Consider the following 20,104-nt stretch of genomic DNA (forward strand, 5'->3'; position numbering starts at 1 on the left):
GGTTTCTGATAGCGCATAGAGTTGTGGATTGGATTGCCTTTATCGCAGCCCTATAATCCACCCTATAAACGATGTGGGTTATTCAGAAGTGTATATATCGTGGTGCAAGTCAGTTTACTCTAAAGTAGGTATTTAAGAGATGGGCTATCGTCTATATGGATTTATGATCGGTGATGAAATTCATTTCGATATTTCTAATCGCAGGCTATATCGACTCACCGGTAGCCATACCGATAAAAGTGTGGCGTTCGCATCAATATATTTTAATGAAACCATGTTAAGGCTTTTTCTTTACTTGCTCGAACATGGTCGTAAAAAAGTTGTCGCTAAAGAAGAGTTATTTGAGAAAATTTGGGAGGAGAATAATTTAAGTCCTTCCACGCAACGGTTATGGCAAGTGCTTCATAACCTGAACGGTAAACTCAATCTTCTTGGGCTGCCCGAAGATTTTATTCGAAATATTCGCGGGCACGGTTACATCATCAATTATCAAGATGTAACCCCAGTATATTACAGGATGAGTGAACTCCCAGCTCCTCCTGTTAAAAATAGAGGAGAAGACAGATACCCTGAGTGAGTGATGTCAATTCAGTGGTTTTCGCCCTGCGCATTTAATGCTAAGGGCTTTTTTTTTATGAGACATCAGGACGTCCTACCCATTTTTTAAAACGGCATATATCGCAAATTGACTGTTTATCGGTGGAACCCGATACTGGAAAAATATATGAGTATTATGAATCGCTTTGTAAACTTAAAAGTCAGTAAGAAATTATTCTTCGGCTTCACAACCGTTTTACTCGTTACCGTTGCCATTCTGGCATCGGGCCTGACAGGTCTTATCTCTGTGCAGGATCGCGTCGAAAAAAACGGTCACACCACCAATCTGTTTAACTCCCTTTCTGCTGTGCGTTTGAACCGTTTTAATTACCAGTACACGCTTGAGCAAAAGTATCTGGATAACACAACCGCTGCCGCGCAACAGATGCAGGGGATTGTTAAAGAGCTGCAAAACCATTCGTGGACTTCAGATGGACAGGCAATGCTGGATACCACGGCAAACGCTGTGAATAGCTACATTGAAACGCTGACGCCGTTTACCAGCGCGCTGACGGCTAAAAAAGCGAGTGAAGTCAAGCTCAGCACCAAAACGCTGGCGGATGACTCCGAGACCGCCTACAAGCTTGGCAGCAGCAACACACTGGATCTCCAGCACTCTTTGTTGGCAACGCAGGTAGCGTTTATTTACAGTGACATCGACTCTCAGGTCACCGTTTTTAAACAGCACCCTACAACTGCACTTCGACAGGCCATTTTGACACGTATCGCCTCAGCCACAACCAATTCACAACAGCTTTTACAGTCTGTTCCTGAAGAGCATAAAGCCTGGCTGCTGGCGGGAATTGCAGAAATGCAGCAAATTTCTGCAGAGCTTGATAACTATGAGCAAGTCTGGAATGCGCAGTCTGATATGTCCGACACTTTAAACACGAAAGCCGTGGTTCTGACTAAAGCAATCCAGGACATGTTTGCCCGACAGCAAATGATGGTGGTTTCGACGGTCGACCACGTGCAGATTCAGATGGGTATTGTGGCGGCTATCGGCATCGCGCTAGGCATTTTACTGGCGATGGGCATTACTGCATCGATCACCCGCCCACTGAATGAAACGTTACGCGTCGCTGAACTTATCGCTAAGGGTGATCTCACCGGCTCATTAAGCAGCAATCGCCGCGACGAGCCAGGCCTGTTAATGCAGGCCGTATCAACCATGAACGATAACCTGAAAAACATCATCAACGATGTGCGTGATGGCGTTGAGAGCGTGGCGCGGTCGTCTACGGAAATCGCCGCAGGCAATATGGATTTATCCGCTCGCACCGAGCAACAGTCTGCCGCCGTGGTTGAAACGGCTGCCAGTATGGAAGAGTTAACCTCAACCGTTGCGCTGAACGCCGAGAACGCGAACCACGCCCGCATGCTGGCCGAAGAAGCCTCTCAGAACGCGAGCGAAGGCAGCCAGATTTCGAAGAAAGTGATCGACACAATGAAAAACGTGCGCACCAGTTCGCACCGTATTTCAGAGATTACGACGGTCATCAACAGCATTGCTTTCCAGACCAATATCCTGGCCCTGAACGCCGCGGTGGAAGCGGCCCGTGCAGGCGATCAGGGTAAAGGCTTTGCGGTGGTAGCCGCGGAAGTGCGCACCCTGGCACAACGTAGCGCCCAGTCAGCGAAAGAGATTGAAAGCCTGATCAACGAATCGGTTATTCACGTCGATACCGGATTTACGCTGGTGGAAGGCGCGGGTGATGCGATGTCTAAAATCGAGACATCCGTCGCTCAGGTGCGCGACATCATGAGTGAAATCGCCGCAGCCACTGACGAGCAAAGCCGCGGAATTTCGCAGATTGCTCAGGCAATGGCGGAGATGGATACGACGACACAGCAGAACGCCGCGCTGGTGGAAGAATCCTCCGCTGCCGCCAGTTCGCTGGAAGATCAGGCCGTACAGCTTGAAAAAGTGGTGTCGATCTTCCGCGTGTCGAACGTACCGCATCAGCGTAAAGAAACCCGACCGGCGAGCAAGGCGGGCAGTGTTGTTGCGATGAACGCGGTCAAAAAAGACAGCCACCACGATCAAAACGACTGGGTTCAATTTTAACTCCAGCCCGATGTTTTAGCCCAACGCCGCCAGGCAGCCACATTTTAGGCTGTCTGGCGAGAGTGCGAGGAAAGCGACCCATGGAAAATATCCTTAATAACAACCAATCTGTACCTGCTGGCATGGGTTCAATTTTGACCCGCACTTTCTCCTGGCTAAAAAAATCAGGCTCAACGTCGCCCCTAAAAACGCTGCAAACTGCGATTGACCAGCGGCAGATCACCCCCTTTTACCAGCCTTTTATCAATGGTATCACCGGCGAAATTGCTGGCGTAGAAGTGCTCGCCCGATGGAAACATCCTTCTTATGGTTATGTTTCGCCAGACATTTTTATTCCTTTGGCGGAAAAACATAACCTCATCATTCCGCTAACGCACTCCCTTATCCAGCAGGTGATTGCAGATCTTCAACATCAGATCCACCGTTTTCCTGTGGGCACTTACATTTGCATTAATATCAGCGCACAAAACTGCCTCGACCCCAGTTTTGAAGTTGATACCTGCGAGCTTTTACAGAAGTTCACCGCCAATCAAAGCCATGTGGTAATGGAAATCACCGAACGCGATCCGCTGCATTTTACCCCTGAGCTAAGCGAGTGGTTCGCGGCGCTGCGACGCTCTGATATTTCAGTGGCGCTGGATGATTTTGGAACCGGATATTCGAACCTGTCGTATATTTCGGCGCTGAACCCTGAATTTATCAAAATCGACAAAATGTTTGTCAGCCAGATAGGCGTGAGCGACGATACGCGTTTGGTGGATAGCCTGATTGACTTGGCGAAAAATATGCACCTGAAAATCATCGCTGAAGGCGTTGAGACACAAGTGCAGGCCGATTATTTGCGCGCGAAACAGATCGACTTTATGCAGGGATTTTATTTTTGCAAACCCCTGCCAGTAGAAGAGTTGATGCGCGTTGTGATGGCGCAAGCGCTACCCCCACACTGAATGTGCAGGGGCGCTGCTTAGAACGCGTAGCTCATGCTGACGGAGAGATTTCGCGGTTCACCGTACACCGCAGAATCATCCAGATACGAGTAATATTCGCGATCAAACAGGTTGCTAATATTGGCCTGAACCGCAAGCTGTTTGGTCAGTTGATACTGGGCAAAGAGATCCACCAGCGGGTAACTTCCCTGATATAAGCGCTGCGTTTCGCCATCCGGTCCTGTCACATCCTTATACACGCGGTTTTGCCAGTTTACGCCGCCGCCCACCGTCAGCTCCGGCAGCACGGGCAACCGGTAGCGGCTAAAGAGTTTTAGCTGCGTTTGCGGCGCGTAACTGTTGAAGCGTCCATCCGTATCACGCGCAACGTAGCGCGTAGCGCTAAAGGTCAGCTGCAAATTATCGGTGACCGCACCGTTAACCTCAAACTCGACGCCTTTACTCACCGCCCCTTTTGTCGCGCGATACGCCTGTTCGCTGGAACCGTTCACAAACTCACCGCTAATCGCTTCTGCGGCATTTTCCTGCTCGATACGGAAAATGGCGACGTTAGTGGTCAGGCGACCGTCCATCCAGTCGGCTTTCAGGCCGGTTTCGTAGTTTTTACCCGTCACCGGCGAAAGCCACGCGCCGTCGTGGCTGCGCTTAGTTTGCGGTGCAAAAATCGAGGTGTAGCTTGCATACGCCGACAGGCTGTCGGTGATGTCGTACACCACGCCACCGTACGGCGTAGTGTTGTATTTACGCATGTCGCCGCTGCTGCCGTTGGTGCTGTACTGGGTGTAACGTGCCCCCAGGATCAGCGCGAGCGGATCGGCCAGCGAAAAACGCGCCGCCGTGTAGGCTGATTTTTGACGCACGATATCATCCGCATTCTGGTACCAGTCGCCCCACGTCGGCTCGGCTACGCTGCCGTCCCAATGGTTGTTAAAGATACCGATCTGGTCGCTGTCCATCGGGCCATCTTTACTGAACGTGGCGTTGTGCTGGCGGCTGTAACTTGCGCCCGCCATCAACTGATGCTGTCGGCCCAACAGATCAAAAGGACCGCTGACGTAGGAATCGAAGGAATCCAGGGTCCGTTTACCCCGATCTTTACTCCCCCACCCGCTCGCGCCCTCGCCCGTACTGGCGTCTGGATTGCCCATCACATACAGCAATGTGTCGTTAAAGGTTTGCTCACCATGAGTGCCGTTGAAGCGGAACGCCCAACCGTTGTCCCAGCGGTGAGTCAGATTGGCGAAGACTTTTCTGGACTCAATGTTATAGCCCGTCCAGTCCGCGGATGTATTGACGTTGCGATCGTAATGGGTGCGTGAACCGTTGCTGTACAAACTTGGCAGGCCGCCCCAGGTAGGATTAGCGGTGTTCGTTTGCTGGTAATCCCAGCCCAGAGAAAGTGTCGTGCGTTCGGTTAGATCGGCATCCATTACACCGTAGAGGAATTTTTTACGCTTACCGTAGCGGTCAAGCCAACTGTCCTGATCCTGATAACCGGCGATCACACGCCCACGCACACTGCCATCCGAATTTAAAGGCGCAGAGAGATCGGCGACATAGCGTTGCTTATTCCAACTGCCGTAACTGGCGCTCACGTTTCCAGTAAACTGTTTACTTTCGGCGCGTTTACGCACCATATTCACTGACGCGCCCGGATCGCCTGCGCCTGTCATTAATCCTGCAGCACCGCGGACAACTTCTATACGATCGTAAATCGCCGTGTCTTCTGTTGCGTCACCGAAATTCCACGCATCGCCCATGGATGTCGGGATTTCGTCATACGAGAAGTTGGTGATTTCAAAACCGCGAGAGACGTAGTTAGAGCGTTCGCTGTCTATTTGCTGCGACGATACGCCCGTTGCGTTGGTCAGAACCTCATCGATATTTTGCAGATTTTGATCTTTCATACGCTGCTGCGTGACCACGCTAACGGATTGCGGTACATCGCGAGGAGCCAGCAACATTTTGGTCCCTGCGCGCGTGGTTTTTACAGCGTAATCCTGCTGTTCGTCGGCGGCGCTGTTTGTACCGCCATAGACTACGATATCCTGTTCACTGCTATTTTCAGCCGCACGCGCTGGGTTGACCACCGCATGTATCGCCAGCGTAATAAGTGAAACAGTTAACGTTGTCGTGTTTGCCAACGCGGGAGATTTCCCGCCGAGATCCCTGCCCTTAAAAAACATCATTTTCTCATCTGGAATTATTTTTGTGTGTGCGTAAATTACACAAATGAGAATGGCAATGATAATTATTTAACTTACTGATTGGCGACTGGTTCGAGATTTAAATGTAAATAAATGTGTAAACATTGAATATCAAAGAATTAGGACTTTATCGACAGAAACAATGTTAAACGGCTGTGATGCAGTTTTGAGGGTATACGCAATTGTGCAAAGGCAGGCAGAGAGGGGGGATTGAGGCCACCCCAGAAAATGGGGTGGCTGTAAAAATAGTTACTTTTTCTTGTAGATATCGGCCGTGCCATGGATTTTGTTTTCGGTATTCCCGGAGGTTAATACCAGCACATCAGCGCCTTTTTCATCGGCTTTTTTGATGAGTTCTTCTTTAGCATCAGCAATCGCAGTCTCGCCAGAGGTCGACACAGAACCAATCTTTTCATACTGGGACTCAACTTTTTTGAAGTCTTCACGCGTGAGCAGCTCAGCAGCAAACGCATTCGTGGTGAAGAAAATCGCAGTTCCCAGCAAAAGGGCAGTCGTCTTTTTCATAACCTAATTCCTTGTGATTAATAAGAAACAACATCATCCTCACGATGAACAGCAAGGTTTAATCAGCATGGTAGAGAAATGACAGAAATGCCATTAAGGTTAGCCAAATCGTTTATAGCAAAACGTTAGAAGCTATATCCTGCGGGAATCGTTTTTTGAATACGAGTGGGTTTTGAGCGTGTTTTGGAATGGCAGAAAACAGATGGTACGCCCTGTAGGATTCGAACCTACGACCTACGGCTTAGAAGGCCGTTGCTCTATCCAACTGAGCTAAGGGCGCACGGATAGCGTGCACTTGCGGGGTGAAGCGCGTGGAATTATACGGCCAATGACAAGTGAGTCAATGCCTTTTAGCGCAATCGCCTGCCTTCTCAACAGCATCTCTCACATCCACTGTAAATACGTCTAATTTTTCAACATTCCGTCGATTTTCCTCGCATTTCATGTCACTACGAAAAGGCTTAAGCCTCTTTAAGTAACGCCTGGTATTTTCTTAAACGGATGACCCGCACACTAGCCTGCGGTAATCCGGCGCCTGGGAGCCCGGAAGATAACAGGACAGTGCAGTGACCGCGTTTGCCTCCTCCCCATTTGCAGCCCCCTCGACGAACAAATTCGCCAAACTGCGCAGCGTGTCGCGAGAAATCATTGGCATCAAATTAGAACCCATTGTCGCCCTTTCATCATCACGCATCGTCGGCATGGAGTTGTTGAGCGTTCTCGCTTCGCCTGAGAAAAGTGAACAATTTTTCCAGCATCAGTCAGCTAATCAGTCGCTTATGTTGCTTGAAACGCAACTCGCAGCCTTAAAAAACACGCCCTATAGCCGCAACCTTTTCATTAATCTGCCGATAACCGTATTTGTCGAGACAGAATATTTCGTCCGGATCCTGCCGTTGCTGGCCTCCGGACAAAATATTGAGATAGTTGACCCCCACTCATTCCTCCTTCTTTCAGTTGAATCAAGGGCGTGCGTGACCCAACGCCTGCAGACCCTCTCCAATCGCGGTTGCCGCATCTGGCTTGACGACGTAAACGACAGTCTGATCCGCTCCTTTTTACACTGCCGTTTACCCTTGAACGGTATCAAGATCGATAAACTTGTGTTCTGGCGCCAAAGGGGAACGCCTGCGTTGGCACAGCTGGTAAGTCGCTGCGCGCAGGTCGCCAGCAATGTGCTTATAGAAGGTATCGAATCACATTGGGATCGGGAGTGCGCACTGCAAGCAGGAGCGGGATTCGGTCAGGGATATTACTGGCCCTCCGTGGGCTGGTCTGAAGAGTAAAAGGACATTAGCCTGAGAGAGAATCTATGCGCATGACAGTACGCCGCTATCGGCGTCGTCGCAAAGGAAGCGATGCGCTGGGATTCTCGTTTTCACATTCCAGCCCCCCTTTTTTTGATCGCCTCGTGTCGCTGAGTCAGTCCATCAATCAGACACGTAAAACGGATACTCCCTTTCTTATTCTGGTTACACGCGATAATTTTCTGCACACGGGTGTACAGCATGGGCCTTCGCCATTGAGTCATTGCTGCGGTTTTGACGCGCTAGAGCCCGCATTTCATGCCCTGAAAAATTGGCCTACGGCAAGACTGGTGGTTGATGTTGATGGCCGATCGTCGCCCCTTCTGGAATTGCTCGATGCTTTACGAAGATTAATTCTTTATCCCCCTTTTATACCCATCAGCTTGCTGGTTCGCGCAGACGATTACGATACCCGTCTTTTTTGTAAGACCACCGGCCCTTTTGAGGTGCTTGAGCGCCAGGTTTCAGCCCCAGCTTTACATCAGGCGTTGGTGGCCACCAACCCACTGACTACAAACCGTAACCACTGGTTTTCACGCGAAGAGTGGACCATCCTGCAGTTTTTATCCCAGGGGCAGTCACTGCGGAACATCGCTCTCCTGCGTCAGCGCCCCTACAGCCGCATTGTTTATCGCCTTGGGCGTATTCTGGATAAATTGGGCTTAAATCATCGTCAGGAATTGCTGCATCTTCTCCATCGGCTGTCCGATCCCCTTCTTTAAGCCCTTAATTCCTAAAGGGGTTTAGGAAATGACTTACGATAATTATTAAAAACATGTTTTGATTTAACATTTTATTAATGATTACAACTATTCCTAATCCTCCCTCTCCCGCCACGTTTAACGCTGCTCCGCCTGAGGAAAGTAGGGATTTCATCCAAAAGTTAACTCTTCATAAAATCTGTTACTGCGATGTTCGGGATGTAAAAACCTTACTATTCAAGGTGTCACAAATAAGCCCATAGACGTCAGACAGTCGATTCTGCTGTCGGCCCTGATGGTGATCCTGAAGTGAGTGAATATCTTTCAAATGAAGCTTTAATGCGGGTAGGGACACTGAATTTGACTTAAAGATGGGCGAGTAGGTCTACGTATCGAAATCCTCAAAAAGAAACATAATATTAACATTGAGTCATTTGTATTATTTTTTGCAATTACATAAATATCATCACCCGCCTTCACTTCGACAATTGGTTATTTAGCCTGAATTTAAAATGAACGATTTCGCTCTTCAGAAGATTATATTAAGCAAGGAGCCTCAGATAATTTACAGGGTTTTCGGAGAAAACTTACAAGGTATAATAAGCCTGTTCCGGACCAAAATAAGAAATAGCACTACCTGGCCGTTAAATTTCAATTCAACCATCACGTTGAGGAAATGTTTCATTACAACATAACAAGGATGCTTTCGCTCTTTCCAGGGAAATACCCCGTATAAGGATCTGCAAAATTATCCTTCCGGCTTACCCGCGCTTTTACATTGCGTGTTAACCACCTGAGGCATAAAAAATGAAACCTGCATCCATTATCATCATGGACGAACACCCTATCGTCAGAATGTCGATAGAGGTCCTGTTAGAGAAAAATAAAAACATCGCGGTAAAACTCAAATCCGGCGACAGCCATGAAGTGCTCGATTACATTCGAAATTACCCTATCGATCTAGTGATCCTCGACATTGAGATGACGGGCTCAGATGGATTTACTTTATTAAAAAGAATCAAGAACTTAAACGAAAGCATAAAAGTTCTTTTTCTATCCGCCAAATCAGAATCCTTTTACGCCGGGCGCGCTATGCGTGCAGGGGCAAACGGCTTTGTGAGCAAAAGAAAAGATTTAAGCGATATCTATAATGCCGTTGAGATGTTGCTCTCGGGATATTCCTTCTTTCCCTATGAAACGCTGAGCTTTATAAATCATCACGGCTCGCACAAAGGGGCGCTAAATGATATGCCATTATCAAACAGGGAGGTGACCGTTTTACGTTTTCTGGCGAATGGATTGTCAAACAAAGAAATTGCAGAGCAATTATTACTTAGCAACAAAACAATTAGCGCGCACAAGTCAAATATTTACACGAAATTAGGCGTGCAGACAATTGTTGAGCTAATTGATTATGCTAAAGCTCACGAGCTGCTCTAAAATAAAGGTACTCCCGCCGCGCAGTCGCGTTTCAGGGAGTACCGTTCGGCTCAATAATAATTAATCATAAATGTCGCATCCGCGTTAGCACGACCTGGCTGAGGGTTATTTGCGGTGGCGATGTAATTGGCATAAAACGCCAGAACCGCATTTCCCTGCGCATCCACAACGACCTCCTGACTCGCCTGCTGAAGTGGCAAACGCATTTTATCCTGATCCCGAATCTCTATGGCGACATTGCTCGCCTGACTGTCATCATTGAGCGCAAGCAGTTGCGGATCGTGCGTATCGACCTTTCCCGTAAACGTTATCGAGGCTGCTCCCGGCGGGCAGCCGGTCAATTTTAGCGTAAAGGGCATCGCTTGCGTCCTGCTGCCCGTGGTGCTCAATTGCTTTGTCGGCCAGGTACCCAGCGTCACCGATTTGTTACTGTCGCTGCCCTCCGCCACGCAGGTGAAATCTATAATGTTCCCGTACAGTTCAATATTGATTTCACCCAGCGGCGTTGCCGCCAGCGATCCTTGCATCGGGGCACCTAACAAAGTCATTACCGCGATTAACATCGTCTTGCGCATCGTTCCCCCTCAGTCGTAATCCACACGCAGATATCCGCGTGAACGAAAGCGCCCTTCACCTGGTTTTTTGCCTGTAATGCTCACCGGCCAAGCGCTAATCCCCACCACCGCCGAGGCGTTATCATCCAGACGGAAAGGGATTTTGCTGGTGAGGCTATTCGGCGTGAGCGGCGTACCGCTGGCTGTTGCCACAATAAAACCTAAATCAGGGTTGTCAGAAATCAACGCGTTGCCAGACACTTTTTCCGCTTCAACGCGCATAGTGAGATACGCGTTTGCCTCCACGTTGGTGCACTTAATAGCGATGGTTTGCGTTTTGGGGTTCACATTTTGGGGACGATTCCCCGCACCGGCCTGGCTAAACAGTGACGCTCCGATATCACCAAAATCGAACTCGACGACTTTACCGGCGTTAATCGCGCAGCTTTGCGGCACCTGAATCGTGCCGCTGTAGCTGATGGTGTAAACCGGCGTCGTCAGCGGATCGGAGGATGTTGTCGTGACGTAAACGCGAAACATCGTCTGGCGCGGGATCTCGACCATGTTGATAAACCGCCGCGTCACTTTGAGGCGAAACACCAGTTTTGAATCCTGAACGCCAAAAGGCTTATTTTTTGAGACGTTAGGGTGATTACCCATCTGAATAAAACGCTGCGGAGGATAAAACACGCCCGCGTAGCTGTCGGTAATTTTCATCGCGCCATCGAGATAATCATTGAGCTTCAGGTACTTATAGCTGTCGATGGTGCTGGTAATGGGAAAATCGGTGACGTAACTGCGCTTAGTCGTATTGCCCGACGTCCCTTTCGGGCATACCGCATTCACGCCCACCCACTGTGATTTTTCCGCCAGCGTGACGATCTGCCCAATCTGATTATTCGAGCTGTTAAATTTATCCGTTAAGTCATAGTACACATCGGTCGGGACACCGTTTTCGTTGGCACAGACGGTCGCCAACGCCTGCGTCGCGGGCATAAGCGCCAGCAGTGCCGCGGCCAAACAGCGGGTCTTAATCACAGCGAATCTCCTTATGGGTGATGGCCTGTTGCAGGCTCTCTTCCGGCAGGGTGTAAGGCGCGCGGCATTGCGCGTTGGAACCATTGCCCCACTGAATCAATAACGTCCCCGCCAGCGGTAAACCGCTCAGGTAAATTTGTCCGTCATCACCCACCATGCTGGTCACGCCGCTTTGGGTTTCGCGTACCACCGCCCCAAATGGCACGGGCTGATTGCCGCGCATGACGGTCAGGAGCGCACGCACGCCGATGCGCGCGTCAAAACTGGCACGCACCAGCGCACCTTTGGTGGGGACGACGCTGCTGACGTTATTTTCAATATCGGTATTGTTATTCATGCTGTTGGTATCCAGCGCAACGCGGTTATAGCGATAGACCGTGGCGTAAGGCATCACCGCATAACCACGCCAGTCAGTTTTAACCCCGGTCTGGTTTTCGACGTTCACGCCCGACGCGCCTGGCGCTTTGATCAACACGTTGGTGTCGCCAAGAGGCTGACTGAACGTCACGCCGTCCGAGTGGCCCACCACGCCGCCAGACATCTGCCAGTTAAGATCGTGCTGCTCGCGCGAATAGTTGTAACCCGCGCCAAATGTGCCGTAGGCCGCCTGCCAGTTGGCACTGGCGCTACCGCTGCCACCGTTATTGCTGGTGTGCCCCTGCGTCACGCTGTAGGTGAGGTTTCTGTCCTCAAGAAGCGTGCCGCTGATCCCCGTTTGCCAGCTGCTGTCGCCTTCACTGTTCCGGCTGGCGGAGGCGGTTGCGTAGGCGCGATCGAAAGCGCTGTCGCGACGATAGCCGTGGCGGGTAAACAGGCTGAACGGAACGGAGACGTTAAACGAGGCAATTTTATCCGTACCGCCCATGCCCACCGCCTGGTTCCATGACCACGAGACTGAATAGCTCACCCCCTGCACGCCACCGGCGTATCCCAACTGATACCAGACGCTGGAATCGCTGGTTCCCCAGTACGTTTGCTCGCTGCCCGAGACGTAAACTGAACCGTAATCCCCCAACGATTGAGAGATGTTGAGCTGAAATCGCCCTTTTTTATTCCACGTCAGATTGTGATAGCTCTGCACATCCGCGACGCCGTTGTCATCTTTGGTATCGCTGTACTGATAGCCTTCCATCGATTTCCACGCTACGTCATCGAGCGTGTAAAACCCTTTTGTCGAGTAGCGATAGCCCAGTAGCTGGAAGTTGGTGCCAAAATCGTTCAACGATTTTGCATAAAGGAAACGCAAGGATTGGCCTTCATGACGGCTGTCATCGGCCAGCTGACTGCGAGCATGGGTCAAATCGACCGAAACGGCGCCCCAGTCGCCGAGATTTTTCCCCGCGCCTATTGCCAACGCGGTGTAGCGTGATGCCAGCTGCGTGCCGCCATACAGCGTATAACCATTGGCCAGGCCAGTAATCAGGGTGCCCTGGGTGAAAAATGGCGTCTCCTGATCGCGGTTGCCGCTGCGGTAGTCGCCAGCGACCAGATCGTATTTCACCCGCCCTTCACGCTGTAATAACGGCACGGTGGAATACGGCACGGTATAGCGCTGCGGATTACCGTCTTTCTCTTCCACCGTTACGTCGAGATCGCCGCTCGATGACGTCGGGTTCAGATCGCTGATGGCAAACGCCCCCGGCTGCACGTAGCTTTGATAAATCACGTAACCGTTTTGACGTATCACCACTTTTGCAGGCGTTCTGGCGATGCCGCGCACGGTTGGTGCGTAGCCCTGCATGCTGTCCGGGTACATGCTGTCCGACGAAAAGAGCCGTAAACCGCGGAATCCCATACTGTCAAAAACATCATTGCCACTGTTGCTGTCGCCTAAGACCAGCTCGCTTTTGAGCGGAATGACCGTACGTTCAGCCGACGTGCTGATGTTTTGCCATTCGCGATGGCTATTTCCGTTGCTTTGCGTGGCGCGCCACGCGCCGGTGTTTCGCACACGCCAGGCCCCGTAGTTCAGGCCAGTTTGCAGATTCAGGTAGTAGCTGTTGTCATCGTCATTCCCCTTGTTTCCGCTAAAGCTGTAGTTCAGCAAAATCGCCGGAATGCCCTCGTCCCACTGTTCAGGAGGAATATAGCCGCGTGCGCTGTTGTGCATCGCCACCTGCGGCAAACTGATGTTGAGGCGCAGAGAGGCAAAGTTGAATCCGATTTCGCTGCCAGGAATGGCCGTCGCCAGGGGAATACAGGTGTCGTCTGCCACCTGGGTCAGTTCAGGAAATGCGCTGATATTCACACCCAGGCGGTCAAGCATTGCGCGGGTGATACAGGGTGACAGCCCTCCCGCTACGGGAGCCGTGCTTTTTTCGTCCGTCTCAAAAAGCACATCCTGCGTGCCGATAAACTCCTCGTTACGCCAGATATCCACGCGGTAAATGCCCGGTGCCTGTTGATGCCCTTGCTCAAAGCGTGACAAATCCGCCACACCGGCAGTGTCATCGGATAAAAAACCCGGGTTGAAATAGCTTTCGCCCCATCCCACTTGCGGAAAGAGGATCGCCGCCAACGCCAGTGCACACGGGCAGTAACGCCATCGTGGAATGTTCATCGCCCTGACTCTGCTCACAGTGCGACGCGACGCGCCGGCGTGATGGCACCGTAATCATTTACGCTCTGCCAGGAAAGCGTGCCGCTGACGCCTGCCGGAAGGACCTGCTGCGCAGAGTTTTTCGGGGCAATCATCAGATTTTCCAGCTTCTGTCCGCCCAGCTGAAGATTGACCAGCGTGATGTAGTACGGCGACGCATTACTGACTTTCAGGTGGTTTCCAGCACGTTCAAACTTGAGCTGGGAAAGGGCCTCTTCCGGCTGCTTCGCTAGATTTTTTGGGCGTACGAAAAGCTTTATCCGCGACAGGATCGCCAGTTGCAGGACGTTTTTCCCTTCCAGATTCGCTTTATTTACTGAAGGAATGGCTTTTACGTTCATGAAAAACAGGGATTCGCGATCGGTTGCCAGCGGCGGACCCGCGTAAATAATGCGCAGCGTGTTTTCACTGTCGGGCTCACTCACAAACAGCGGCGGCGTAACGGCAAAGGTTTTTTCTTTTTGCCCGCGATCGTTTTCTATCCACGCGTTAATTAAATAGCGTTCTTGCTTATTGCTGTTCGTAATAGCCAGCGATGTTTGTTTGGCATCCGCTGGATATATCACGCGCGTCGCACCCAACGCGATCCCACCGGAAGCCTCTACGGACAGAGAAACCATCATTAAAATAATCGATAAAATGAGTCCGGGTTTATTCAAGGAGTTCATCACAACAATACCTTTAATATTATGTTCGCAGGTGTGTATACCGTCAGGGATAAATCAACGCGAACCAGACATCCGACTGGATATTGCCCGGCACAAGGTGTTCAGAAATAACCCGATAGCGTGCGCTGAAATGTAAGTCCAGCTCAGAAGTCTCTATTGGCCGCCAGTTATTCGCCGCCGCATTGGGGATAATTTGCCGCTTCTGCGAATCAAATAATGCCAGTCCCACACCGCTACTGACGCGGCTTTCGCCGGGTTGAGAGGTCGCCAGAAATACTTGCGGATCCTCAGTGGGCGTGACGCCCTCAAACATGACGCCGACCGTGCGCGAGACATCGACGCTGCACTCCACCAGCCGCAGGATGAAGGGCACATTGACCGTCGAAAAACTGCCCACACCGGCAAATGAATTGGTGCGGTATTGCCCCATTTCGATGCGCAGGTTTTGGCTATCGGGCGCGACGGCGCAGCCACCGTTCACCAGCTCGCCTTTCATATGCACTTTCCCGCCATCCACTACCACGGTATGCGCCATCACAGGCGTCACCACAGATAACAGCAGCAGAAAAAGTTGCCTTAATCTGGTCATACCCGACCCTCAAATTCGAATAGCTGGCCTCTTCCGTGAGGCCAAATCGTCCCTGAAAGCAGGTTATTCGTATTTCATTACGAAGGTGGCATCGGCGTTTGCCTGGCCTGGTGCGGTTGTTGCCGCGGTGGATTTATAGCGGGCAGTGAAATTCAGGGTGTTGGTGCCTTCAATCAGGGCTTTCGCTGCGGAGAATGTCGCGCCATCAGGGGTCAGCGTGCTGGACTGGCTATCGAGGATCTCAATGCCAACACCTTGTGCGGTGTTGTCGTTATTGCCTGACGTGACGGCCAGCAGCGTTTTATCTGTCGGGTCGATTTGACCAGTGAAGGCCACAGACGCCGTTTTAGCCACTTCTGGATCACAATCATTCAGTTCAATATTGAAAGGAATATTAGAGGTGGTGTCGCCCACTTTCGTAAATTTAGCCGTACGGTATTGGCCCAAATTAACGATCTGATCGGCAGATTCAGTATTCACCGCGCACGCTGCATTCACTAATTCACCTTTAAAATGCACAGTACCGCCATTAACGGAAACCGGCGGGACAGGATCTTCTGCATGAACGGCACCCGCAACGAATACCAGCGAAGCAATAACGGAAGAAGCAATATTGCTAAATTTCATATCTATTCCTTTGAAATGTAAAAAGCCCTTCCCGCGTAAAACGGGAATAAAAAATACATTCAATTGCGTAATTGAAAGTTTATTTTGGAAGAGACAAAGTAGCGTATGGAGGAATATTAAAACAGGTCAAAACACTGCGATTCAGCCAGGTCACATCCTAATTTACCTTAGGAAAAGACCCATCAAAGCGCAGGGTCAATGCGACACCGCGAGGCTGATTGTGGAAATCTCACAATGGGTGACTGACAGCAGCGCCCGCTTCTGACAAAATATAGGCAATTCCCCCTTTAAACGTTACAGACGGAATCTTCTCTCTGATGGCAGCAAAGATTATTGACGGTAAAACGATTGCGCAGCAGGTGCGCTATGAGGTCGCGGTAAAAGTGAAGGCGCGTACAGCGGCCGGAAAACGCGCTCCAGGGTTGGCTGTCGTGCTGGTTGGTAGTAACCCGGCATCACAAATTTACGTCGGCAGCAAACGCAAAGCATGTGAAGAGGTCGGTTTTGTCTCTCGCTCTTATGATTTGCCGGAAACGACCACCGAGGCAGAATTGCTTGAGCTGATTGATACGCTGAACGCCGATGAGGTTATCGACGGCATTCTGGTGCAGTTGCCGCTCCCTGCAGGCATCGACAATGTGAAAGTGCTGGAACGCATCGCACCGGATAAAGACGTGGACGGTTTCCATCCGTATAACGTTGGCCGCCTGTGTCAGCGCGCCCCGCGTCTGCGTCCGTGCACGCCGCGCGGCATCGTGACGCTGCTGGAGCGCTATAACATCGACACTTACGGACTGAACGCCGTGGTGATTGGCGCGTCCAACATCGTTGGCCGTCCGATGAGTATGGAACTGCTGCTGGCAGGCTGTACGACCACGGTCACCCATCGTTTCACTAAGAACCTGCGCCAGCACGTCGAAAATGCTGACCTGCTGATTGTTGCGGTCGGTAAGCCGGGCTTTATTCCTGGCGAATGGATTAAAGAAGGCGCGATCGTGGTGGACGTGGGCATCAATCGTCTGGAAAACGGCAAAGTCGTTGGCGATGTCGTGTATGAAGATGCCGCCGCGCGCGCGTCTTACATCACTCCCGTTCCGGGCGGCGTCGGTCCTATGACCGTCGCGACCCTGATTCAAAATACTTTGCAGGCATGCGAAGAGTACCACGATGTAGAGGAAGCGTAAGATGACCACATTTTCATTAGGTAAACACCCGCACGTAGAACTGTGCGATCTGCTCAAGCTGGAAGGCTGGAGCGAAAGCGGCGCGCAGGCAAAAATTTTCATCGCTGACGGGCTGGTCAAAGTCGATGGCAAAGTGGAAACCCGTAAACGCTGCAAAATTGTCGCGGGTCAAACCGTGAGTTTCGCCAGCCAGAGCATTACCGTTACGGCATAATCCCTTCGTATAACCCTCTCCTGCCTGGAGAGGGAATTTCTTCACATCACGCCAAACGCCCCTAAATCCATCACGGCTAATTATCGATCAACTTCAAAGAATCACTATTTCGTCTATTGAAATGTGAAAATTAAGTTGCGCGAAATTCACGCTTCTCTCACGATAAGTAGAACGTTCTACTAAAACGTTCTACTTACAATAACAGCGCCAATAAAAGCGCTTCTCGGGGGAAGTCAGCATGAGTCTGATATCAGGGTTTGTTAAATCGTTGTCAAAATTATCGATGATTGGTCGCGCATTAATGCTGCCAATTTCACTGCTTCCTGCCGCGGGTTTGTTACTGGCCTTCGGTGATAAATTCCATATGCCGCTGATGATGAACGCAGGCGGCGTCATTTTTGATAACTTGCCGATGCTCTTCGCAATCGGTTCCGCCGTGGGTCTGGCATCTGAATCCGGGATTGCAGCGCTGTCCGCTGCAGTGTCGGTGTTTGTCACCAACATCACCATTGGTACGGTTCTGAGCATCACGCCAGAGATGGCCTCATCAGGCGGAAAATACGCCATGGTGGTCGGTATTCCGACGCTGCAAATGGGCGTTTTTGGCGGCCTCATCTGCGGTATCCTTGCCGCGTGGTGTTATAACCGCTTCCACACGCTGCAGTTGCCCGAATTCCTGGGCTTCTTCTCCGGTAAGCGTTTTGTCGCGATTGCGACGGCCTTTCTGTCGTTCATTCTGGGTCTGCTATTGCCGTACGTCTGGCAGCATATTCAGTCTGGCATCGATGCGCTGTCGGTTATTGTTAACGGAGACAATCAGGCCGCATCGACCTTTATTTTTGGTCTGGTCGAACGCGCGTTAATCCCTCTGGGTCTGCACCACATCTGGTATCCCTCCTTCTGGTATTCATTTGGGGATTACACCACGCAGGCGGGTCAGGTCATCCATGGCGATCAGACAATCTGGTTCAAAATGCTGGAAGAAGGCGTTAAATCCTTTAGCAGCGATACCTATCAGAACGCCGGTAAATTCATGCAGGGTGAATTCCCGCTGATGCTGTTCGCGCTGCCTGCGGCCTGTCTGGCGATGTATCACGAAGCACATACCAAAAATAAAAAAATTGCTGCCGGTATTCTGTTCTCCGCCGCGCTGACCTGTTTCCTGACAGGGATCACCGAGCCGGTAGAGTTCACCTTTATCTTCGTGGCGCCAATCCTGTACGTCTTTAACGCCATCATGGCGGGCCTGGCGTATATGACCATGTATCTGTTGCATGCCCACATTGCCAAATCATTCTCTGCGGGCTTTATCGACTACCTGTCATTCGGCATTCTCCCGTCGTTCAACGGCTATCAGACCAACTTCCTGAGCGCGATTATTATCGGTATTCCGATGGCGCTGATTTACTACTTCACCTTCCGCTTCGTTATCCGCCGTTTTGATGTGAAAACGCCAGGCCGTACGGAAGTGACCGCGACAACTGACGATAAAACCGATAGCGAAATTGCGACCGACATTATCGGCCTGCTGGGCGGCGCGCAGAACATTAACTCTGTCGGTTCCTGTATCACGCGTCTGCGCCTGGAAGTGGCGAAAAGCGATGCGGTGGATAAAGACGGCCTTAATGGTTTAGGTGCGCGCGGCGTGGTGTTTGTGGGTGACAATGGTATTCAGGTGATTTTTGGTGCCAGAGCACAATTTATTGCCCAAACCATGTCCACGATGATCGGTAAATAATAAGATGTCTGACTGACACGTCTCCTGTACTCTGGGAGACGTTGTCATATCAGGCTGATAATAGAGAAATTTCAGGGAGCGGGTTTGAAGAAAGTCAGCATAATTGATGTTGCAAAACTGGCAGGTGTTTCGGTTTCAACCGTCTCGCTGGTTTTACGCCAGAAGGGGAAAATCTCAGAGGCAACGATTGAGAAAGTCCACGCTGCCATCACCACACTTGGCTATGTTCATAACGTCGCCGCTGCCAACCTTCGCGCCAACACCTCCAATCTTATCGGCCTGATTCTCCGCGATTTCAGCGACAGTTTTTCTATCAAAGTGATGGCGAGCATCGTTCAGGAACTGGAAAAGCAAGGCTTTATGGTTTTCCTCGGACAGCCGCTGAACGATCATGAACATCTTGAGCGCTGTCTGCTTTCGTTTAAACAACAGGGCGTTGCCGGCGTCATTTATCTCTCCTCCGAGACGCGAACGCCTACCCTGCCGAAACAGATCAGTGAGTGCCTGCTGCCATTGGTTGTGGTCTCACAGTCTTTAGTGAATGAGCCCTGCAATCTCGTGATGCGTGACAATCGTCAGGCAGCCAATCTTGCCACGCGTTACTTGATTGAACGGGGCCACCGTAATATCGCCTATATCGGCGGTCGCGAGGGGTGTCTTATCCGCGAGCAACGCCTTTTAGGTTTTCGCAGTGCGATGACGCAGTATGGCCTGGTGAATCGAGAGGAATCCGCGCCCGTATGTAGCGATGATACTCAGGCCGCGGGTTTTATTACGCGTCAGCTTCTGGATAAAAACAACACCATCACGGCTCTCCTGTGTCATTCACCCGATGCGATGATCGGCTCGATCTCAGGCATTCATCAGGTGGGACGCACCGTCGGGAAGGATGTGTTTCTGACGCAGCAGGTCGCTTTGGTAGGGTTTGAAGATATGTTACACGTAAATCTCACCTCTCCGTCATTCACCTATGTGTCGTCCGCCAGTGAAGAGACGGGCCGCCAGGCTGCGGGGCTAATGATTCGTAAACTGAAAGAGCCGGAACTTCAAACGCAGCGGATTACGCTGTCGGGGCAACTGATCGCGCGGGAATCAGCCTAA

At 51.0% G+C, this 20,104-nt stretch carries 18 protein-coding genes and 1 tRNA gene; 10 read left to right on the forward strand and 9 right to left on the reverse strand.

The window, feature by feature from the left end:
- Positions 1 to 139 precede the first annotated feature (139 nt).
- From AC07RN_RS04630 to AC07RN_RS04640, 3 genes are all read left to right on the forward strand, one after another.
- Positions 140 to 577: a winged helix-turn-helix domain-containing protein gene (locus AC07RN_RS04630; RefSeq protein ID WP_449554194.1), complete on the forward strand. Its 438-nt coding sequence runs from the start codon at positions 140 to 142 to the stop codon at positions 575 to 577.
- A gap of 147 nt (positions 578 to 724) precedes the next feature.
- On the forward strand, positions 725 to 2,665 hold the full coding sequence (locus tag AC07RN_RS04635; protein ID WP_478335693.1) for a methyl-accepting chemotaxis protein: 1,941 nt from the start codon (positions 725 to 727) through the stop codon (positions 2,663 to 2,665).
- A gap of 80 nt (positions 2,666 to 2,745) precedes the next feature.
- Positions 2,746 to 3,612, forward strand: coding sequence for an EAL domain-containing protein (locus AC07RN_RS04640; protein ID WP_449554196.1), 867 nt, complete (start codon positions 2,746 to 2,748; stop codon positions 3,610 to 3,612).
- 17 nt (positions 3,613 to 3,629) lie between these two features.
- Here AC07RN_RS04640 and fhuE read toward each other — a convergent pair whose 3' ends face one another.
- The 3 genes from fhuE to AC07RN_RS04655 all read right to left on the reverse strand — a co-directional run bounded on the left by fhuE (position 3,630) and on the right by AC07RN_RS04655 (position 6,624).
- Positions 3,630 to 5,798 carry a ferric-rhodotorulic acid/ferric-coprogen receptor FhuE gene (gene fhuE, locus AC07RN_RS04645; RefSeq protein ID WP_478335802.1) on the reverse strand — a complete coding sequence of 723 codons (2,169 nt, stop codon included), beginning with the start codon at positions 5,796 to 5,798 and terminating at the stop codon, positions 3,630 to 3,632.
- 270 nt (positions 5,799 to 6,068) lie between these two features.
- The gene (yahO, locus tag AC07RN_RS04650; protein ID WP_478335694.1) at positions 6,069 to 6,344 is read right to left on the reverse strand and encodes a DUF1471 family periplasmic protein YahO; all 276 of its coding nucleotides are present in this window, start codon (positions 6,342 to 6,344) and stop codon (positions 6,069 to 6,071) included.
- Positions 6,345 to 6,547: 203 nt separating this feature from the next.
- Positions 6,548 to 6,624 (reverse strand) — tRNA-Arg (locus tag AC07RN_RS04655).
- A 286-nt stretch (positions 6,625 to 6,910) separates the two neighbouring features.
- On the opposite strand from AC07RN_RS04655, the gene AC07RN_RS04660 reads away from it, so the two are divergent.
- The 3 genes from AC07RN_RS04660 to fimZ all read left to right on the forward strand — a co-directional run bounded on the left by AC07RN_RS04660 (position 6,911) and on the right by fimZ (position 9,792).
- A complete protein-coding gene (locus tag AC07RN_RS04660; RefSeq protein ID WP_449554197.1) occupies positions 6,911 to 7,630 on the forward strand; it encodes an EAL domain-containing protein in 720 nt (239 codons plus the stop codon).
- 26 nt (positions 7,631 to 7,656) lie between these two features.
- Entirely contained in the window at positions 7,657 to 8,373 is a 717-nt protein-coding gene (locus AC07RN_RS04665; RefSeq protein ID WP_478335695.1) for a helix-turn-helix transcriptional regulator, read from the forward strand.
- 786 nt (positions 8,374 to 9,159) lie between these two features.
- Positions 9,160 to 9,792 carry a fimbria biosynthesis transcriptional regulator FimZ gene (gene fimZ / locus AC07RN_RS04670; protein WP_478335696.1) on the forward strand — a complete coding sequence of 211 codons (633 nt, stop codon included), beginning with the start codon at positions 9,160 to 9,162 and terminating at the stop codon, positions 9,790 to 9,792.
- 50 nt (positions 9,793 to 9,842) lie between these two features.
- Here the strand turns inward: fimZ and sfmF are convergent, their stop codons facing one another.
- From sfmF to fimA, 6 genes are all read right to left on the reverse strand, one after another.
- Positions 9,843 to 10,355, reverse strand: a complete 513-nt coding sequence (sfmF, locus tag AC07RN_RS04675; RefSeq protein WP_478335803.1) for a fimbria assembly protein — start codon at positions 10,353 to 10,355, stop codon at positions 9,843 to 9,845.
- Positions 10,356 to 10,376: 21 nt separating this feature from the next.
- Positions 10,377 to 11,384 carry a type 1 fimbria D-mannose specific adhesin FimH gene (gene fimH / locus AC07RN_RS04680; protein ID WP_012016395.1) on the reverse strand — a complete coding sequence of 336 codons (1,008 nt, stop codon included), beginning with the start codon at positions 11,382 to 11,384 and terminating at the stop codon, positions 10,377 to 10,379.
- On the reverse strand, positions 11,377 to 13,944 hold the full coding sequence (locus AC07RN_RS04685; protein ID WP_478335697.1) for a fimbrial biogenesis usher protein: 2,568 nt from the start codon (positions 13,942 to 13,944) through the stop codon (positions 11,377 to 11,379). Before AC07RN_RS04685 ends, fimH begins: the two co-directional genes overlap by 8 nt.
- Positions 13,945 to 13,958: 14 nt before the next feature.
- Positions 13,959 to 14,651: a type 1 fimbria chaperone FimC gene (gene fimC, locus AC07RN_RS04690; RefSeq protein WP_478335698.1), complete on the reverse strand. Its 693-nt coding sequence runs from the start codon at positions 14,649 to 14,651 to the stop codon at positions 13,959 to 13,961.
- A 43-nt stretch (positions 14,652 to 14,694) separates the two neighbouring features.
- Positions 14,695 to 15,240, reverse strand: a complete 546-nt coding sequence (fimI, locus tag AC07RN_RS04695; RefSeq protein ID WP_478335699.1) for a type 1 fimbrial protein subunit FimI — start codon at positions 15,238 to 15,240, stop codon at positions 14,695 to 14,697.
- A gap of 63 nt (positions 15,241 to 15,303) precedes the next feature.
- The gene (fimA, locus tag AC07RN_RS04700) at positions 15,304 to 15,867 is read right to left on the reverse strand and encodes a type 1 fimbrial major subunit FimA (protein WP_012016391.1); all 564 of its coding nucleotides are present in this window, start codon (positions 15,865 to 15,867) and stop codon (positions 15,304 to 15,306) included.
- 317 nt (positions 15,868 to 16,184) lie between these two features.
- Between fimA and folD the strand changes: the two genes are divergently transcribed.
- The 4 genes from folD (at position 16,185) to malI (ending at position 20,104) form a co-directional block, all read left to right on the forward strand.
- Entirely contained in the window at positions 16,185 to 17,051 is an 867-nt protein-coding gene (gene folD, locus AC07RN_RS04705; RefSeq protein ID WP_478335700.1) for a bifunctional methylenetetrahydrofolate dehydrogenase/methenyltetrahydrofolate cyclohydrolase FolD, read from the forward strand.
- A gap of 1 nt (position 17,052) precedes the next feature.
- Positions 17,053 to 17,265, forward strand: coding sequence for a ribosome-associated protein YbcJ (gene ybcJ / locus AC07RN_RS04710; RefSeq protein ID WP_012016389.1), 213 nt, complete (start codon positions 17,053 to 17,055; stop codon positions 17,263 to 17,265).
- A gap of 238 nt (positions 17,266 to 17,503) precedes the next feature.
- A complete protein-coding gene (locus tag AC07RN_RS04715) occupies positions 17,504 to 19,003 on the forward strand; it encodes a PTS transporter subunit EIIC (RefSeq protein WP_012016388.1) in 1,500 nt (499 codons plus the stop codon).
- A gap of 84 nt (positions 19,004 to 19,087) precedes the next feature.
- Entirely contained in the window at positions 19,088 to 20,104 is a 1,017-nt protein-coding gene (gene malI / locus AC07RN_RS04720) for a Mal regulon transcriptional regulator MalI (protein ID WP_012016387.1), read from the forward strand.

The sequence above is a fragment of the Lelliottia sp. GFLA7 genome (assembly GCF_056490165.1).

What these genes read in the sequence shown, in the direction of transcription:
- fhuE (WP_478335802.1), bottom strand. Translation starts at nt 5,798, where the DNA reads ATGTTTTTTAAGGGCAGGGATCTCGGCGGGAAATCTCCCGCGTTGGCA.
- fimC (WP_478335698.1), bottom strand. Translation starts at nt 14,651, where the DNA reads ATGAACTCCTTGAATAAACCCGGACTCATTTTATCGATTATTTTAATG.
- AC07RN_RS04630 (WP_449554194.1), top strand. Translation starts at nt 140, where the DNA reads ATGGGCTATCGTCTATATGGATTTATGATCGGTGATGAAATTCATTTC.
- AC07RN_RS04685 (WP_478335697.1), bottom strand. Translation starts at nt 13,944, where the DNA reads ATGAACATTCCACGATGGCGTTACTGCCCGTGTGCACTGGCGTTGGCG.
- folD (WP_478335700.1), top strand. Translation starts at nt 16,185, where the DNA reads ATGGCAGCAAAGATTATTGACGGTAAAACGATTGCGCAGCAGGTGCGC.
- yahO (WP_478335694.1), bottom strand. Translation starts at nt 6,344, where the DNA reads ATGAAAAAGACGACTGCCCTTTTGCTGGGAACTGCGATTTTCTTCACC.
- AC07RN_RS04635 (WP_478335693.1), top strand. Translation starts at nt 725, where the DNA reads ATGAGTATTATGAATCGCTTTGTAAACTTAAAAGTCAGTAAGAAATTA.
- ybcJ (WP_012016389.1), top strand. Translation starts at nt 17,053, where the DNA reads ATGACCACATTTTCATTAGGTAAACACCCGCACGTAGAACTGTGCGAT.
- AC07RN_RS04640 (WP_449554196.1), top strand. Translation starts at nt 2,746, where the DNA reads ATGGAAAATATCCTTAATAACAACCAATCTGTACCTGCTGGCATGGGT.
- fimI (WP_478335699.1), bottom strand. Translation starts at nt 15,240, where the DNA reads ATGACCAGATTAAGGCAACTTTTTCTGCTGCTGTTATCTGTGGTGACG.
- fimZ (WP_478335696.1), top strand. Translation starts at nt 9,160, where the DNA reads ATGAAACCTGCATCCATTATCATCATGGACGAACACCCTATCGTCAGA.
- fimA (WP_012016391.1), bottom strand. Translation starts at nt 15,867, where the DNA reads ATGAAATTTAGCAATATTGCTTCTTCCGTTATTGCTTCGCTGGTATTC.
- AC07RN_RS04665 (WP_478335695.1), top strand. Translation starts at nt 7,657, where the DNA reads ATGCGCATGACAGTACGCCGCTATCGGCGTCGTCGCAAAGGAAGCGAT.
- sfmF (WP_478335803.1), bottom strand. Translation starts at nt 10,355, where the DNA reads ATGTTAATCGCGGTAATGACTTTGTTAGGTGCCCCGATGCAAGGATCG.
- AC07RN_RS04715 (WP_012016388.1), top strand. Translation starts at nt 17,504, where the DNA reads ATGAGTCTGATATCAGGGTTTGTTAAATCGTTGTCAAAATTATCGATG.